At 62.9% G+C, this 13,111-nt stretch carries 17 protein-coding genes; 9 read left to right on the top strand and 8 right to left on the bottom strand.

The genetic code is table 11. From position 1 onward, the window contains the following. Positions 1 to 3: 3 nt before the first annotated feature. Together J2X76_RS17880 and J2X76_RS17875 are read right to left on the bottom strand one after the other, a co-directional pair. A complete protein-coding gene (locus J2X76_RS17880; RefSeq protein ID WP_310218890.1) occupies positions 4 to 624 on the bottom strand; it encodes an AAA family ATPase in 621 nt (206 codons plus the stop codon). A gap of 22 nt (positions 625 to 646) precedes the next feature. Then, positions 647 to 1,057 (bottom strand): helix-turn-helix domain-containing protein, encoded by a 411-nt coding sequence (locus J2X76_RS17875; protein ID WP_113131079.1) that lies wholly within the window; start codon positions 1,055 to 1,057, stop codon positions 647 to 649. A 147-nt stretch (positions 1,058 to 1,204) separates the two neighbouring features. On the opposite strand from J2X76_RS17875, the gene J2X76_RS17870 reads away from it, so the two are divergent. From J2X76_RS17870 to J2X76_RS17860, 3 genes are all read left to right on the top strand, one after another. Beyond that, the gene (locus tag J2X76_RS17870; protein ID WP_310218591.1) at positions 1,205 to 2,089 is read left to right on the top strand and encodes an SDR family oxidoreductase; all 885 of its coding nucleotides are present in this window, start codon (positions 1,205 to 1,207) and stop codon (positions 2,087 to 2,089) included. Positions 2,090 to 2,166: 77 nt separating this feature from the next. Then, a complete protein-coding gene (locus J2X76_RS17865; protein WP_310218589.1) occupies positions 2,167 to 2,883 on the top strand; it encodes an aspartate/glutamate racemase family protein in 717 nt (238 codons plus the stop codon). Between the two features lie 59 nt (positions 2,884 to 2,942). Further along, positions 2,943 to 3,890 (top strand): helix-turn-helix domain-containing GNAT family N-acetyltransferase, encoded by a 948-nt coding sequence (locus tag J2X76_RS17860; RefSeq protein ID WP_310218587.1) that lies wholly within the window; start codon positions 2,943 to 2,945, stop codon positions 3,888 to 3,890. On the opposite strand, the gene J2X76_RS17855 is transcribed toward J2X76_RS17860, so the two are convergent. Next, positions 3,887 to 4,639 (bottom strand): pyridoxine 5'-phosphate synthase, encoded by a 753-nt coding sequence (locus J2X76_RS17855; protein WP_310218585.1) that lies wholly within the window; start codon positions 4,637 to 4,639, stop codon positions 3,887 to 3,889. The genes J2X76_RS17860 and J2X76_RS17855 overlap by 4 nt on opposite strands. A gap of 356 nt (positions 4,640 to 4,995) precedes the next feature. On the opposite strand from J2X76_RS17855, the gene J2X76_RS17850 reads away from it, so the two are divergent. Next, positions 4,996 to 5,670 carry a MerR family transcriptional regulator gene (locus J2X76_RS17850; RefSeq protein ID WP_310218583.1) on the top strand — a complete coding sequence of 225 codons (675 nt, stop codon included), beginning with the start codon at positions 4,996 to 4,998 and terminating at the stop codon, positions 5,668 to 5,670. Between the two features lie 29 nt (positions 5,671 to 5,699). Here J2X76_RS17850 and J2X76_RS17845 read toward each other — a convergent pair whose 3' ends face one another. Next, the gene (locus tag J2X76_RS17845) at positions 5,700 to 6,824 is read right to left on the bottom strand and encodes an ATP-dependent RecD-like DNA helicase (protein ID WP_113131085.1); all 1,125 of its coding nucleotides are present in this window, start codon (positions 6,822 to 6,824) and stop codon (positions 5,700 to 5,702) included. A gap of 158 nt (positions 6,825 to 6,982) precedes the next feature. Here J2X76_RS17845 and J2X76_RS17840 point away from each other — a divergent pair, with 158 nt between their 5' ends. From J2X76_RS17840 to J2X76_RS17820, 5 genes are all read left to right on the top strand, one after another. After that, positions 6,983 to 8,263, top strand: a complete 1,281-nt coding sequence (locus J2X76_RS17840; RefSeq protein WP_310218580.1) for an SDR family oxidoreductase — start codon at positions 6,983 to 6,985, stop codon at positions 8,261 to 8,263. Next, positions 8,263 to 8,742, top strand: a complete 480-nt coding sequence (locus J2X76_RS17835) for a DUF2269 domain-containing protein (protein WP_310218578.1) — start codon at positions 8,263 to 8,265, stop codon at positions 8,740 to 8,742. Before J2X76_RS17840 ends, J2X76_RS17835 begins: the two co-directional genes overlap by 1 nt. A gap of 125 nt (positions 8,743 to 8,867) precedes the next feature. Continuing rightward, positions 8,868 to 9,245 (top strand): hypothetical protein, encoded by a 378-nt coding sequence (locus J2X76_RS17830; protein WP_310218576.1) that lies wholly within the window; start codon positions 8,868 to 8,870, stop codon positions 9,243 to 9,245. Next, entirely contained in the window at positions 9,229 to 9,789 is a 561-nt protein-coding gene (locus J2X76_RS17825) for an RNA polymerase sigma factor (RefSeq protein ID WP_310218575.1), read from the top strand. Before J2X76_RS17830 ends, J2X76_RS17825 begins: the two co-directional genes overlap by 17 nt. Then, a complete protein-coding gene (locus tag J2X76_RS17820; RefSeq protein ID WP_310218574.1) occupies positions 9,786 to 10,571 on the top strand; it encodes an anti-sigma factor in 786 nt (261 codons plus the stop codon). The genes J2X76_RS17825 and J2X76_RS17820 overlap by 4 nt, the downstream gene beginning before the upstream one ends. Before the next feature lie 282 nt (positions 10,572 to 10,853). Here the strand turns inward: J2X76_RS17820 and J2X76_RS17815 are convergent, their stop codons facing one another. From J2X76_RS17815 to J2X76_RS17800, 4 genes are read right to left on the bottom strand one after another with little or no spacing between them, the layout of a single operon-like run. Further along, positions 10,854 to 11,225, bottom strand: a complete 372-nt coding sequence (locus J2X76_RS17815; RefSeq protein WP_310218572.1) for a nitrile hydratase accessory protein — start codon at positions 11,223 to 11,225, stop codon at positions 10,854 to 10,856. Continuing rightward, complete coding sequence (gene nthB, locus J2X76_RS17810) at positions 11,212 to 11,871, bottom strand: nitrile hydratase subunit beta (protein ID WP_310218571.1); 660 nt, start codon at positions 11,869 to 11,871, stop codon at positions 11,212 to 11,214. Before nthB ends, J2X76_RS17815 begins: the two co-directional genes overlap by 14 nt. Beyond that, positions 11,868 to 12,506 carry a nitrile hydratase subunit alpha gene (nthA, locus tag J2X76_RS17805; RefSeq protein ID WP_310218569.1) on the bottom strand — a complete coding sequence of 213 codons (639 nt, stop codon included), beginning with the start codon at positions 12,504 to 12,506 and terminating at the stop codon, positions 11,868 to 11,870. Before nthA ends, nthB begins: the two co-directional genes overlap by 4 nt. A gap of 11 nt (positions 12,507 to 12,517) precedes the next feature. Further along, on the bottom strand, positions 12,518 to 13,111 hold the full coding sequence (locus tag J2X76_RS17800; RefSeq protein WP_113131093.1) for a LysE family translocator: 594 nt from the start codon (positions 13,109 to 13,111) through the stop codon (positions 12,518 to 12,520).

Here is a 13,111-nt window from a genome sequence, read left to right as displayed (position 1 = left end):
GGATTACCGGTCTTCTGCGCCTGACTTGGCCGAAGTCTGAGACGAAGCCCGCCGCACCAGCTCATCAACGATATCGGCAAGGGCACGCGGCTCCGCGGCATCGATAATTCGCATGCCATTTTCCTGCGCCGCCTTGTACATCTCCGAATTGTCGCGCAGCGAACGCTCGATAAACTTGTCGATTAGGCTGCGTCCGGCCTCCCCGGCTTCCTGATATCCCGCCTCGGCCCGCATTCTCTCTCGCAGAACATCCGAATCGGCGTGGAGGCAGAGCCCGACAACACGTCCTGAAATGAGAGGCGCGACGAATTCCGGCCGCAGCGCCGACCCCTCCAGCACGAACCGCCTTCCAGCTGCGATCCCGTCTTCGATCGCCCGCTTGAGGCCCGGCCACATGTTTTCGTGATGCACTCTCAGAAACCAGTAGATCGTTTCCGGCGAAAGGCACTCATAATATTCGGCGACCGGTAGCCGAACCTCCGGCCACGGGCGGCCCGGATGCCGCGCAAGGCCGTCGGTCGAAATCATGGTACAACCGAGCGCTTCCGACAGACGCTTCGCTAGCGTAGTCTTGCCGACATGCGAGCTTCCGGCGATCAATACGCCTGACAGGATCTCCCCCACACCGTCTCCCGGGGATTCACGTTCAGGCAAGTTCGCTCTCGTCGTATTTCACCCGCGCGGCCTTGACCGAAGGATGATTGGCCTCCGCCCATTGGAGCACTTTCGAAAGCGGCTCGAACAGCGAGTGACCGAGTTCGGTCATCCGGTATTCGACGCTCGGCGGCTTGGTCGGAAACACTTTCCGGTCGATATACCCGTCGCGCTGCAGGTCGCGCAGCGTCTGGGTCAGCATCCGCTGGGAAATATCCGGCACCAGCCGGCGAAGCTCCCCGAAGCGGAAGGGCTGACGCGACAAGGCCTCGAGAAGCAGCGTCGACCATTTGCCCGCGATCCGGTCAAGAACATCCCGGACCGGGCAATTCTCCATGTCCCACCCGGAAATATCGCATTCCTTGGCGTCGATCACCGGCTTGCGATTTGCATTGCGGATCATGATGGTGGTTCCCTCGACGTAACGATCTCCCTCGAAACTGCCTCCTTTACAGATCGAAGTCAATTCTTATTCTAGTGCTAGTCTCTTTTTGAGACCAAAGATCATTGCCCTGCCGGCACGCCGGCCATTGCTAGGAAAGAAGACCTCATGACCAAACTTCTCGTCACCGGCGCCGCCGGCCATCTGGGCCGCGCAGTCCTGCGTCACCTGGTGGAGACATCCAAGGTCGCGTCCGCCGACATCATCGCTGCCAGCCGTGATCCGAACAAGCTCGCCGACCTCGCGGCCGGCGGTTTCGAAACCCGCGTGGCCGATTTCGACGACGAAGCCGGGCTCGTGAAGGCATTCGCCGGTGTCGATCGCGTGCTGATCATTTCCACCGACGAACTGGCAACGCCCGGCAAGCGCCTCAGCCAGCACAGGAACGCCGTTTCCGCCGCTGCAAAGGCCGGCGTCAAGCACGTCATCTATACGTCCATGCCGAACCCGGACAAGTCGCTCGTCACCTTCGCGCCTGACCATCTTGGTACCGAAGAGGCCATCAAGGCGAGCGGCGTTCCCTACACGATCCTGCGCAATTCCTGGTATCACGACAACTATCTGATGGGCATGCCGCACAACCTGCAGGTCGGCAAATGGTACACGTCCGCGGGTACCGGCAAGATCACCACGCTCAGCCGCGACGACTGCGCCCGTGCCGCTGCCGCCGCCCTTGCCAATCCGCCGGCCGGCAGCATCACCCTCACCCTCACCGGCCCGGAATCCCTGACGGCTACGGAAATCGCCGCCCGCGCATCCGCCGCTGCCGGCAAGCCGCTTGAAGTCGTTGACGTCACTGACGAACAGCTGACCCACGGCCTGACCGGCGCCGGCCTGCCCCCCTTCGTCGTCAATATGCTGGTCTCCGCGGATGCGAATATCCGCGCCGGCAATTTCGAGCAGTTGACGAGCGACTACGAGACGCTGACCGGCCACAAGCCGCAAACCTTGGCTGCCTATTTCGAGACGCAGAAGGCCGCGCTCACAGCTTGAACCCCTGCCGATTGCGGGCCGTAAAATTTCGCGATATTGAGATGGAGTTGCTCAACTCCATCTCATCGAGAGAAAAAATGCGCAAAATCGGCCTGATCGGCGGAATGAGTTTCGAAAGCACCGCGGTGTACTATCGGCTGATCAACGAGATGGTCCGCGACCGCCTCGGCGGTTTCGCCTCGGCCGATCTCCTGCTCCATTCGGTCAATTTCGCCGAAATCGTCGACATGCAGAAAGCCGGCCGCTGGGATCTGGCGGCCGAGCATCTGGCAGACAGCGCTCGCCGGCTGAAGGCAGCGGGCGCGGAATGCGTGCTGATCTGCACCAACACCATGCATCTCGTCGCCCCGCCGGTGCAGGCTGCGACCGACATTCCGCTTATCCACATCATCGACGAAACGGCCGGGGCCTTGAAATCGCAAGGCCTGAAGCGCCCGCTCCTGCTGGCCACGCGCTACACCATGGAGCAGGGCTTCTACACCGATTACATGAAGACGCTCGGCATCGACGTCATGGTGCCGGATGCGGACGACCGCACCGATATCCATGACATCATCTTCAACGAACTCTGCGCCGGCGCGGTAAACGACACCTCCCGCATCCGTGCCGTTGCCATGATCGAAAAGGCCAAGGCTGCGGGCGCCGACAGCATCATTCTCGGCTGCACGGAAATCTGCCTTCTGCTCGATCCGGCCGGCCTGCCCCTGCCCGGCATCGATTCCACTGCCATTCACGCCATGGCGGCAGTCGATTTCGCGCTCGGCCAATTGAAGGCAAAACAGACGGCCGCGTAAATTTATTTGACTCAGTCCAATAAATATCTGACAGAGTCTCCTTAAAGGAGATTCTACCGATGACCGATATTGCCGTTTTGGACGCCGTCCGCGCCTTCAACCGTTTCTACACCAACAAGCTCGGCATTCTCGCCAGGGGTTATCTCGATACCGACTACACGCTGACCGAGGCGCGCATCCTTTATGAGATGGGCGCCCGCAAACGGGTTTCGGCGACCGAACTCAATCGCGACCTCGGTCTCGATCCCGCCTATCTCAGCCGGATCCTCAAAAAATTCCGCGAGGCGGGCTTCATCGACAGCCAGCCGGATCCCGAGGACAAACGCAGCCAGATCCTGATCGTCACCGACAGGGGACAGGCGGAATACGAAACGCTCGGCGAACGCTCCCGCCGGCAGATCGCCAGCGACCTCAGGGAAGTGGATATGCTTGGCCGCGAAAGGCTGATCGGGTCCATGCAGGCGATCCGCACCATTCTCGATCCGCAATCGGCCGTGCCTTCTCCGCCGGTCGTCATCCGTCCGCACAGGATCGGCGACATGGGCTGGCTGATCGAAGCCCAGGCGGTCGCCTATACGCGCGAATACGGCTGGAACGACAAATTCGAAGGCATGGTCGCCGACGTCGCCGGCAAGTTCATCGCCAACTTCAACCCCGAACGCGAACGCTGCTGGATCGCCGAACGCGACGGAAAGCGGGTCGGCTCGGTGGCCGTGGCGGATGGCGGCGGCGGCACCGCCAAGCTGCGGCTGCTCTACCTCGATCCGGCCGCCCGCGGCCTGGGTCTCGGTCGCACGCTCGTCGAACAATGCATCAAGTTCTCGACATTAGCCGGCTACAGGAAGCTGTCGCTTTGGACCAATGATTGCCTGAGCGCCGCGATCCGCATCTATGAGACGGCCGGTTTCAAGCTGGTCTCGGAGGAAAAGCACAACCTGTTCGGGCCGGAATGCGTCGGCCAGACCTGGGAACTGGCGCTCTGCGAAGCAAAGCTTTCCTCGGGCTAAACCGTCTGGCCGCAGGCGCGGCGGAAGCGGCGCACGGTTTCCGCCATGCCGTATTCGAGCGCATCTGCCGTCAGGCCATGCCCGATCGAAACTTCGGCAAGCCTCGGGATACGCTTCACCAGCGCCGGCAGGTTGGCGACCGTCAGGTCGTGGCCGGCATTGACGTCAAGCCCTTCGGCAAGCGCCGCATCCGCCGTCCGCCCCAGCCTGTCCAGGATCTCGGCGCCGCGCTCCGGATCGTCGAAACAGCCGCCATAGGGACCGGTATAGAGCTCGATGCGATCCGCGCCCGTAGCCCTCGCCAGCTTCACCGCCTCGACATCGCCGTCGCCATCGGCAAACAGCGACACCCGCATGCCGCCCTTCTTGAGCCGTGCCACGATCGGTTTCAGCATCTCGCCCGTGGCGCGGAAATCGAAACCGTGGTCCGAGGTCGCCTGGGTCGGATCGTCCGGCACCAGCGTCACCTGCTCCGGCTGGGCCGCCTCGCAGAGCGCCAGAAATTCCTCGCTCGGATAGCCCTCGATGTTGAACTCGGCATCCGGAAACTCGTCGTCGATCAACGCCCGGATCACCGGCAGGTCGGAGAAGCGGATATGCCGCTGGTCGGGGCGCGGATGCACGGTCAGACCCGCCGCGCCCGCCTGAAGCGCGATGCGCCCCAGCCCCTCGACGCTCGGCCACGGAAGATCGCGGCGGTTGCGCAGCATGGCGATGGCATTGATGTTCACGGAAAGCTTGGTCGGCATGGCGATATCCGGTCTTTGAGAAGGTGTCCCGCTTTTAGGCCATGCGCTTTCGCAATGCCACCGGGTTTAGGAAAATGCACCTATAAAGAGTTTTGATGGACGAGAATTCACGAGGCAACCGGGGCTACCATTTCCTAAAGTTTTAGCTAATCTATATTCAACAGAGTTCGCTGGGCAGGCCAAAAGGCGGCGGAATACGGTTTGAACGGCGAATTCTGTCATCCAATTCAATCGGGTCCGCATTTTCAGTACCGAGGTTCCATCCGGAGGTTCGACGCGCAAGTCGCAACCCTTAGATGCATATTTGACCATAACGCCAAACACAGGCGCAAAGGGACTCGATGCGGAGTGATATCATGCAGGTCATGACCGAAAGTGCCTCCCCGGCAGGGGCGGCCCGGTATTTCGTCTATCTCCCCCAGGTTTCCCTCCCTTTTGAACTCCCGAGCCAGCCCGTGGCGATCGCCGAGATGGCGGATCTTTTCGGCGTTACCCACCGCACCCTGCATTTCTACGAGGAAAAGGGCCTGATCACCGCCCGCCGTTCCGGCAGCATGCGGGTCTATGACAGGGTTCAGATCCACCGCATGGCGGTCATCAATGCCTGCCGCGAAATCGGCATTCCGGTCGCGGTCATCCAGGAACTCATGGAAGAGCTTGCCGACGCGACGTCGGAGGCGGAAGCCAACGAGATGTTCCACAACATGCTGGCGCGGCGCAAGCGCGAGCTTACCGCCGACATTTCCCACATCCGGCGGCAGATGCAGCAGATCGAAAGCCTGCTGGTCGCCGAGGAAGAGGACCAGGCGCTCGTCAGCCCGAAACCGATGTCGCTGGTGCTGAGCGATATCGAAAAGCAGTGTCTGGGGCTGATGGCCGAAGGTTATTCGGCGCCACGGCTTGCCCGCGCGCTCAATCTCGAATTCGAAGACCTGCGCCGAATGGAGGATGACATCATCCGGAAATTCCAGGCCACCAACCGCTTTCAGGCGGTCGCCAAGGCAATGCTGCTCGGCTTCGTGCCGAACTGACCGGAGCCGATTCAGCGAACGCCGATCTTTTATCGAACGATGGTCAGCGTCTCGGCAGCGCGGGTGATCGCGGTATAAAGCCAGCGCTCCCGGCTGTCGCGAAACGCCCAGCTTTCATCGAACAGCACCACATTGTTCCACTGCGACCCTTGAGCCTTGTGCACGGTCAGCGCATAGCCGTAGTCGAACTCGTCGTAACGCTTGCGGGTCGACCAGGGGATTTCGCCTTCCTGCTCCTCGAACGCCTGCTTCAGAAGCTTGATCTTGGCGGCACCGCGATCCATGTCGTCGTCTTCCGGCCGGATCATCAGGTTGATGCCGGGCTTCACCGTCTCGCGCGACGAACTCATCACCTGCCAGAGCGAACCGTTGAGCAGGCCCTTGGCCGGATCGTTCCTGAGGCAGACCAGCTTGTCGCCGGATTGCGGATAGTCGGCCGTGAACCCCTTGAGTTCCCGGAGCCGCTGATTGTAGCGCTTGCGGGTCTTGTTGGTGCCGACCAGGACCTGGTCCGCCTCCATCACCAGCGGCTGCGTCACCTCGTTGCGGGAAATCACCTTGGCGGTGCCGTAGTCGCCATACATGATCTCCTTGCCTTCGCGCACGTTCATCGCGAGCTGGATGATCGGGTTGTCGCGGGCCTGGCGGTGGATGTCCGTCAGCAGGTAATCCGGCTCCTGTTCGGTGAAGAACCCGCCGCCGGAAACCGGCGGCAGCTGGCCGGGATCGCCGAGCACCAGGATCGGCGTGCCGAAACTCATCAGGTCCTTGCCGAGCGCCTCGTCCACCATCGAGCATTCGTCGATGATAATAAGCGCCGCCTTGGCGACCGGGCTCTGGCGATTGATCGAGAACATCGGCGCGATCGAGGTCTTGCCCGCATCGTCCTCGACCGCCTCCTCGCCGCGCGGCCGATAGATCAGCGAATGGATCGTCTTGGCATTGCGCGCGCCGCGCGAGCGCAGAACCTGCGCGGCCTTGCCGGTGAAGGCCGCAAACAGCACCTCGCCATCGACATTCTCGGCGAAATGTTTGGCAAGCGTGGTCTTGCCGGTGCCCGCATAACCGAACAGCCGAAAGACCTGGCTGCGCCCCTCTTTCAGCCATTGTGAAACGGCCTTGAGGGCCTCGTCCTGTTGCGGTGCAAATTGCATGGCGGGACTTGGCAGGATTCTGCCGGCAAGCGCAACCGAAAAAGAACGAAAGAGGAATCAAAGGATGGGACAGGTCGTCGCTGCGGTTTGCCGGCGGACAGCCGCTCGGCCAGAATTGCCGCTGTTCAGTCTTCATCATCGCCCCCTATGATCGAGGCATGAAAATCCTGATTCTCGGCGCAACCGGCTTTATCGGCTCGGCGATCCTCCAAAGGCTCGCCGCCGAGGGCCATCAGATCACCGGCCTCGGGCGAGATCCCGGCAAGGCTCGTTCGAAATGGCCCTCGGCCATGTGGTTAGAAGCCGATCTCGCGCAACTATCCGCCGCCGCGTGGCTTCCGCTGATCGATAATCAGGATGTCATCGTCAACTGCGCCGGCGCCCTCCAGGACGGTCTTTCAGACGATCTTGCGGCCACACAGGAAAAGGCCATGCTGTCGCTTTACGAAGCAGCAGAGGCCGCGGGCGGCAGGCGCATCGTGCAAATCTCCGCGCGCACCGATGGTGCGGCAGCCAACCTGCCCTTCCTCGCCACCAAACGCCGCGCCGACGAGGCGCTTGCCGCAAGCGGCCTGCCTTTCGTGATCCTGCGACCAGCGCTCGTGATCGGCCGAAATGCCCATGGAGGCACGGCACTTCTGCGGTCGCTCGCCAGCTTTCCCGGCCTGCTGCCGCTCATCCACGCGGAAAGCCCGGTCGAAACCGTCTCGCTCGACGATGTCGCCGCCGCCGTTTCCCTCGCTATCGACGGCACCATCCCGGCCGGCAGCGATCTCGATCTTGCCGCGGAACAGACCCTGACGCTGTCAGACCTCGTGCAACAGCATCGCAGCTGGCTCGGCCTGCCCGCGGTCCGCGTCGTCGAATTGCCTGCGCCGCTCGCAAGACCGGTCGCCTGGGCTGCCGATCTTGCCGGAAGGCTCGGCTGGCGCTCGCCCCTTCGCTCGACGGCGATGACGGTGATGTCGGAAGGCGTCAGGAGCAGCCGTCCGAGACCAGGCGGCCTCGCATTTGCAGATGCAACGCAAACGCTCGCCGCTCATTCAAGCGGCGTCCAGGATCTATGGTTCGCGCGGCTCTATCTCCTCAAGCCGGCAATCATTCTGACCCTGTCGCTGTTCTGGCTGCTGTCCGGCCTGATCCCGCTCCTTGACGTGAGCGCCGCAGCGGCCCATTTCCCACCCGCCATGCCGGCCACGCTCGCGCTCTCGACAACGGTCGCGACATGCATCTTCGATATCCTGCTCGGGTCCGCCGTCCTCGTCCGCCCCCATGCCCGCAAGGCAATGCTCGGGATGATCCTCACCAGTCTCGCCTACCTTGCCGGCGGCACGATCCTCGAACCGCAGCTCTGGCTCGATCCGCTCGGCGTCCTCGTCAAGGTCCTGCCGTCGATCGCCCTCACTCTTGTTGCCCTCGCCATTCTGGACGAACGCTGATGGATGCCGAAAGCCTGCTGCGGCTCATCCATGTCATCGGCGCCACGGTGCTGCTCGGAACCGGCGCCGGCATCGCCTTTTTCATGGTCATTGCCCGGCGGACGGAAGATCCGAAACTGATCGCCCATACCGCCGGCACCGTCGTGCTTGCCGATACCGTCTTCACCGCCACCGCCGTCGTCCTGCAGCCGATCACTGGCTATCTTTTGGCGCGAAGCATCGGCTGGTCGCTGACCGATGGCTGGATCGCCCTGTCGCTCATTCTCTACGTGGTGACGGGACTGTTCTGGCTGCCGGTGGTCTTTATCCAGATCCGGCTGCGCGATATCGCCCGCATTGCCTGCAAGAACTCGACGCCGCTGCCGCCCGAATGGTATCGGCTCTACCGGATCTGGTTCGCCTGCGGTTTCCCGGCCTTTCTCGCCGTCATTGCGATTTTCTGGCTAATGCTGACCAAGCCGGATATCCCGCTTTTCTGACAGTTGAAGAGATAAGCGCCGGATCTCGCAAATTTTTCTTTCAAAGGACGGAATAAATCCGCCCCTGCCGGTGTCTTGACCTATGCGGCCGATGTGAGGCTGCCATTCAACCAGGGAGACGATCCATGAAGACCTTCATTCTCGTGCCTTTCGCGCTCGCAGCGCTGACTTCGGTCGCGTTTGCCGCCGGCCCGTTCAAGACCGTCAAGACCTCCACCAAGGGTGACGTCCTTGCCGGTGAAAAGGGCATGACGCTCTACACCTTCAAGAACGACAAGCCCGGCACCTCCAACTGCTACGACAAGTGCGCCACCAACTGGCCGCCGGTCATGGCCGCTTCCGATGCGAAGGCCGATGGTGCATACTCGATCGTGACCCGCAAGGACGGGGTCAAGCAGTGGGCGAAGGATGGCATGCCGCTCTATTACTGGGTCAAGGACACCAAGGAAGGCGACACCACCGGTGACGGCGTGAACGGCGTGTGGGATGTCGCAAAACCCTGATCAATCCCCTTCCGGAACGGCGCGTGAGGCACAGGCTCCCGCGCCGATTTCCTTCGAGGCGCAGATCCTCGCGCTCCTGCCGACCCTCAGGCGCTATTCGCGCAGCCTGACGCGTTCGGACACGGAGAGCGAGGACCTGCTGCAGGATTGCGTCGAGAAGGCGCTGCTGAGCCGTGCCCAATGGCGTGGCTCGAATTTCAAGTCCTGGGCCTACAGGATCATGACCAATCTTCACCTCAACGCACGCCGGTCGATTGCGCGGCGTCCCTCCGTCGGCATCGAGGAGGCCGAGACCGTGGCCGCCGGTACGAGCGCCGACGACCCGCTCGAAAAGAATCGCCTCGTGCAGGCGCTGGAAACGCTACCGAAGGAGGCGCGCGCAGTGCTGATACTGGTGGTCGTCGAGGGTTATGCCTATCAGGAAGTGGCCGACATGCTGGACATTCCGGTCGGCACGGTCATGTCGCGCCTGTCGCGGGCGCGCCAGGCATTGCGGGAAAAAATGCGGGAGGAAAACGTCATACCATTGCGGAGACCACGATGACCGAAGCCAGATCCGTATCCGAGGCGGAACTGCACGCCTATGCCGACGGCTTCCTCGACGAGGCCGACCGTGCCCGCGTGCAGAGTTTTCTGGCCGAAAACCCGGAAGCGGCGCAGATGGTGTCCGACTGGCAGGATCAGAACGAAGAACTGCGCGCCGCCTTCGCCGGCCATGAGAGGTCGAAACTCTCCGATATCCGCCTCCTGTCGGGCGGTCTGGCGCGCGCCGGCACCCGGCCGTCGCGCCGCTTGGCGCTCGCTGCCGCCGCGGTGCTGATCTTCGCAGCCGGCGCGCTCGGCGGCCATTATGGCCCGCTTCTGTTCGAACCTGCGGATATCCGGCTGACCTATGCCGAAATCCTGCCGCGCGAAGCCCGTACTGCCTTCCTCGTTTATGCGAGCGAAGTGCGCCATCCGGTGGAAGTGTTCGCCAACGAGGAAACGCACCTCGCCACCTGGCTCGGCAAACGCCTGTCGATCGCCAATCTCAAGGTCCCCAACCTGCAGGGACAAGGCTTCAAGCTGGTCGGCGGCCGCCTCCTGCCGGTCGGTGGCAAGCCGGGTGCGCTGTTCATGTACGAGGACCAGGGCGGCCAGCGACTGACGGTGCTCGTCGGCCGCAACAAGGAAAACCGCACCACCAGTTTCCGCTTCGCCTCCGCCAACTCGGTCGAAACCTTCTACTGGATCGATGGCGAGCTCGGTTATGCGGTCACCGGCGAAATCTCCCGCGACATGCTGCGCCGGATCGCCGAGGAATGTTACCGCCAGTTTCCGTCGTGATGGGCGGCGCCGTCAGCGGCGCTTCCGTCTTGATCTGTTCTGCCTCTGCGGCAGCCCCTCATCCGGCTGCCGCCACCTTCTCCCCGCCTGCAGGGAGAAGGACGCAAGAGGCACCGTCTTTGTCCCCGTAAGCGTCGGAAAATGGCGCATTCGACCTCTGTCGCCCTAACGGAAGAGAGAGCACGAGCGCCCGCAGCTCGTTCCCTTCTCCCCGCAAGCGGGGAGAAGGTGGCGGCAGCCGGATGAGGGGCAATCCCAACCGCCTATCTATCTCAAAAGCATCTACCGCAGCGGATCGTTGCCCAATTCGATCGGCCGGCCGTGCGGCGTTGCCTCGGCGGCCCTCTGCCAGCTCTGCTGCAGCGCCAGGATCACCTCGCCATCCGCGACGCCCTTCATCACCAGCAGCCCGGACAGCGCCGCCACCCAGCAGTCGAAATAGTCGCTGCCGTCCTCGGCCCGGCCCGGCTTGTGGACCTCGCCCGAAAGGGCTGCGGCCCATTCGCTCCAGGTGAACAGGCCACGCTCGTGCAGATGCACGGTCATCGCAAAGGCTTCCGCCGCCCAGGGCTCCGGAAATACCGGATCACCTTCCGGTGACTTCGGCATGCCCGGCGACTGCACCAATGCCGAGGGGATCTCACACGCGCTCAAGATAGCTCTCCCAGGCATCAATCGACACGGTCAGCGTCGGATCGGCGCCCTCGCCCCAGATTTCAGGCCCCTCGAAAACGACGGTATAGACCCATTGCGGGTTCTCGCCCCTGCCATGCGCATTGTCGTCCGGAAACACATAGGAACCCTGCACGGCCTCGACCACGCCCGTCTTGGCGCGGGCATAACGCGGCAGCCGCGTATGGGTCTGCGGGTTGAAATTGCGCGTCCGCACCCGGTCGCCCGGCTGGAACCGCGGTTCGGTCCCGACCGGCCGGTCGCAGGGGCCGCCTTTGGCCAGCACGCCGGCCACCATGTCCGCCTTCAGGATACGCTTCGGCGTCACCGGCTCCGTCTGCTTGCGACCCGCATCGATTTCCGCCCTCGTGGCAAAGCCGTGGCGTTCGAGCAGCACTTCCAGCGCCCGCGTCCAGATCTCGTAATAGCTTGCGGCGAGATAATCCGCCGGCGGGATGTTTTCTCGCGCATGCCGGCTTTCGTCGATCGTCCAGGCGCCGAAGGCACCGCCGGACAGCGTCAGCCCCAGCGCCCGCTTCTCCCAATCCGCATGGAAATAGGGCTCGTCCTTTTCGGGCGCCACCGGCCCGAAACCCATCTGCCCGCCGAGATCGTGAGGTCCGTTCATGGCTGGGCTCCGGCCACTGCCGTGCCGATCATCGCATCGCGGCTGACGAGGTCGGCGAGCGCCTCCTCGCCCAGACCGTCCGTCCCTTCCGGCCGTTCGGGGACCACCAGGTAGCGCAGTTCCGCCGTCGAATCCCAGACGCGGATCTTCTTCGTCTCAGGCAGGGTCAGGCCGAATTCGGCAAGCACGCCGCGCGGATCGATGACAGCGCGCGAGCGATAGGCCGGCGCCTTGTACCAGACCGGCGGCAGGCCGAGCACCGCCCACGGATAACAGGAGCAGAGCGTGCAGACGACGAGATTGTGGGTCTCGGGCGTATTGAACACCGCCCGCATATGTTCGCCCTGGCGGCCTGTAAACCCAAGGCTGGCGATCGCCGCCGTCGCATCGGTCCGCAGCCATTCGGCAAAACCCGGATCGCTCCAGGCCCTGGCCACGACGCGGGCGCCGTTGCGCGGGCCGATCTTCGTCTCATAGGTCTCGACGATCGCATCGATCGCCTTGGGGTCGATCAGGCCCTTTTCGGCCAGCACCGTTTCGAGCGCCTTCACCCGCGCCTGCATGTCGCTGTAGCGGTTATCGTGACCATGCTCGTGATGATGATCGTGGTCGTGATCGTGGTGATCTGCGGACATGGATATCTCCCTTACTTCAGCATCGGCCAGAGGCTTGCGACAAGCAAGAGCGCCATAGTGATGTTGAACCATTTCAGCCGCGCCGGCACCGACAGCCATTCGCGCAGCGCCGAACCGAAGCCCGCCCAGGTCGAAACGCTCGGCACGTTGACGGCGGCGAACGCGAGCCCGACGAGCATCACGGTCGGCAGGTAATAGTCGGGGTTGGTATAGGTCGCCATGGCGGTGACCGCCATCACCCAGGCTTTCGGGTTGACCCATTGGAACGCCGCCGCGCCGAGAAACGTCATCGGCTTCGCACCCGCCTTGCCATCCGACAGGCTGCGCGACGTGCCGATCTTCCAGGCGACCCAGAGCAGATAGGCTCCGCCCGCGAATTTGAGCGCCGTATAGACGACCGGCACCGAATGCAGCAATGCCCCGAGCCCCAGCCCGACGGCGATCAGCAGCGACAGGAAGCCGGCGCCGATGCCGAGCATGTGCGGGATGGTCCGCGCAAAGCCGAAGTTCACGCCCGATGCGAACAGCATCATATTGTTCGGCCCCGGCGTGATCGAGGTGGTGAAGGCAAACAGGATCAGGGCCAGAAAGGTTTCCAGCTGCAT

Source organism: Neorhizobium sp. 2083 (assembly GCF_031455615.1).
Lineage (GTDB): Bacteria > Pseudomonadota > Alphaproteobacteria > Rhizobiales > Rhizobiaceae > Neorhizobium.
This window is presented reverse-complemented; position numbering and strand designations above follow the sequence as displayed.

What these genes read in the sequence shown, in the direction of transcription:
- J2X76_RS17830 (WP_310218576.1), top strand. Translation starts at nt 8,868, where the DNA reads ATGAAGACCTTCATTCTCGTGCCTTTCGCGCTCGCAGCGCTGACTTCG.
- J2X76_RS17855 (WP_310218585.1), bottom strand. Translation starts at nt 4,639, where the DNA reads ATGCCGACCAAGCTTTCCGTGAACATCAATGCCATCGCCATGCTGCGC.
- J2X76_RS17865 (WP_310218589.1), top strand. Translation starts at nt 2,167, where the DNA reads ATGCGCAAAATCGGCCTGATCGGCGGAATGAGTTTCGAAAGCACCGCG.
- nthB (WP_310218571.1), bottom strand. Translation starts at nt 11,871, where the DNA reads ATGAACGGACCTCACGATCTCGGCGGGCAGATGGGTTTCGGGCCGGTG.
- J2X76_RS17870 (WP_310218591.1), top strand. Translation starts at nt 1,205, where the DNA reads ATGACCAAACTTCTCGTCACCGGCGCCGCCGGCCATCTGGGCCGCGCA.
- J2X76_RS17875 (WP_113131079.1), bottom strand. Translation starts at nt 1,057, where the DNA reads ATGATCCGCAATGCAAATCGCAAGCCGGTGATCGACGCCAAGGAATGC.
- nthA (WP_310218569.1), bottom strand. Translation starts at nt 12,506, where the DNA reads ATGTCCGCAGATCACCACGATCACGACCACGATCATCATCACGAGCAT.
- J2X76_RS17835 (WP_310218578.1), top strand. Translation starts at nt 8,263, where the DNA reads ATGGATGCCGAAAGCCTGCTGCGGCTCATCCATGTCATCGGCGCCACG.
- J2X76_RS17860 (WP_310218587.1), top strand. Translation starts at nt 2,943, where the DNA reads ATGACCGATATTGCCGTTTTGGACGCCGTCCGCGCCTTCAACCGTTTC.
- J2X76_RS17820 (WP_310218574.1), top strand. Translation starts at nt 9,786, where the DNA reads ATGACCGAAGCCAGATCCGTATCCGAGGCGGAACTGCACGCCTATGCC.
- J2X76_RS17825 (WP_310218575.1), top strand. Translation starts at nt 9,229, where the DNA reads ATGTCGCAAAACCCTGATCAATCCCCTTCCGGAACGGCGCGTGAGGCA.
- J2X76_RS17845 (WP_113131085.1), bottom strand. Translation starts at nt 6,824, where the DNA reads ATGCAATTTGCACCGCAACAGGACGAGGCCCTCAAGGCCGTTTCACAA.
- J2X76_RS17800 (WP_113131093.1), bottom strand. Translation starts at nt 13,111, where the DNA reads ATGCAGCTGGAAACCTTTCTGGCCCTGATCCTGTTTGCCTTCACCACC.
- J2X76_RS17850 (WP_310218583.1), top strand. Translation starts at nt 4,996, where the DNA reads ATGCAGGTCATGACCGAAAGTGCCTCCCCGGCAGGGGCGGCCCGGTAT.
- J2X76_RS17840 (WP_310218580.1), top strand. Translation starts at nt 6,983, where the DNA reads ATGAAAATCCTGATTCTCGGCGCAACCGGCTTTATCGGCTCGGCGATC.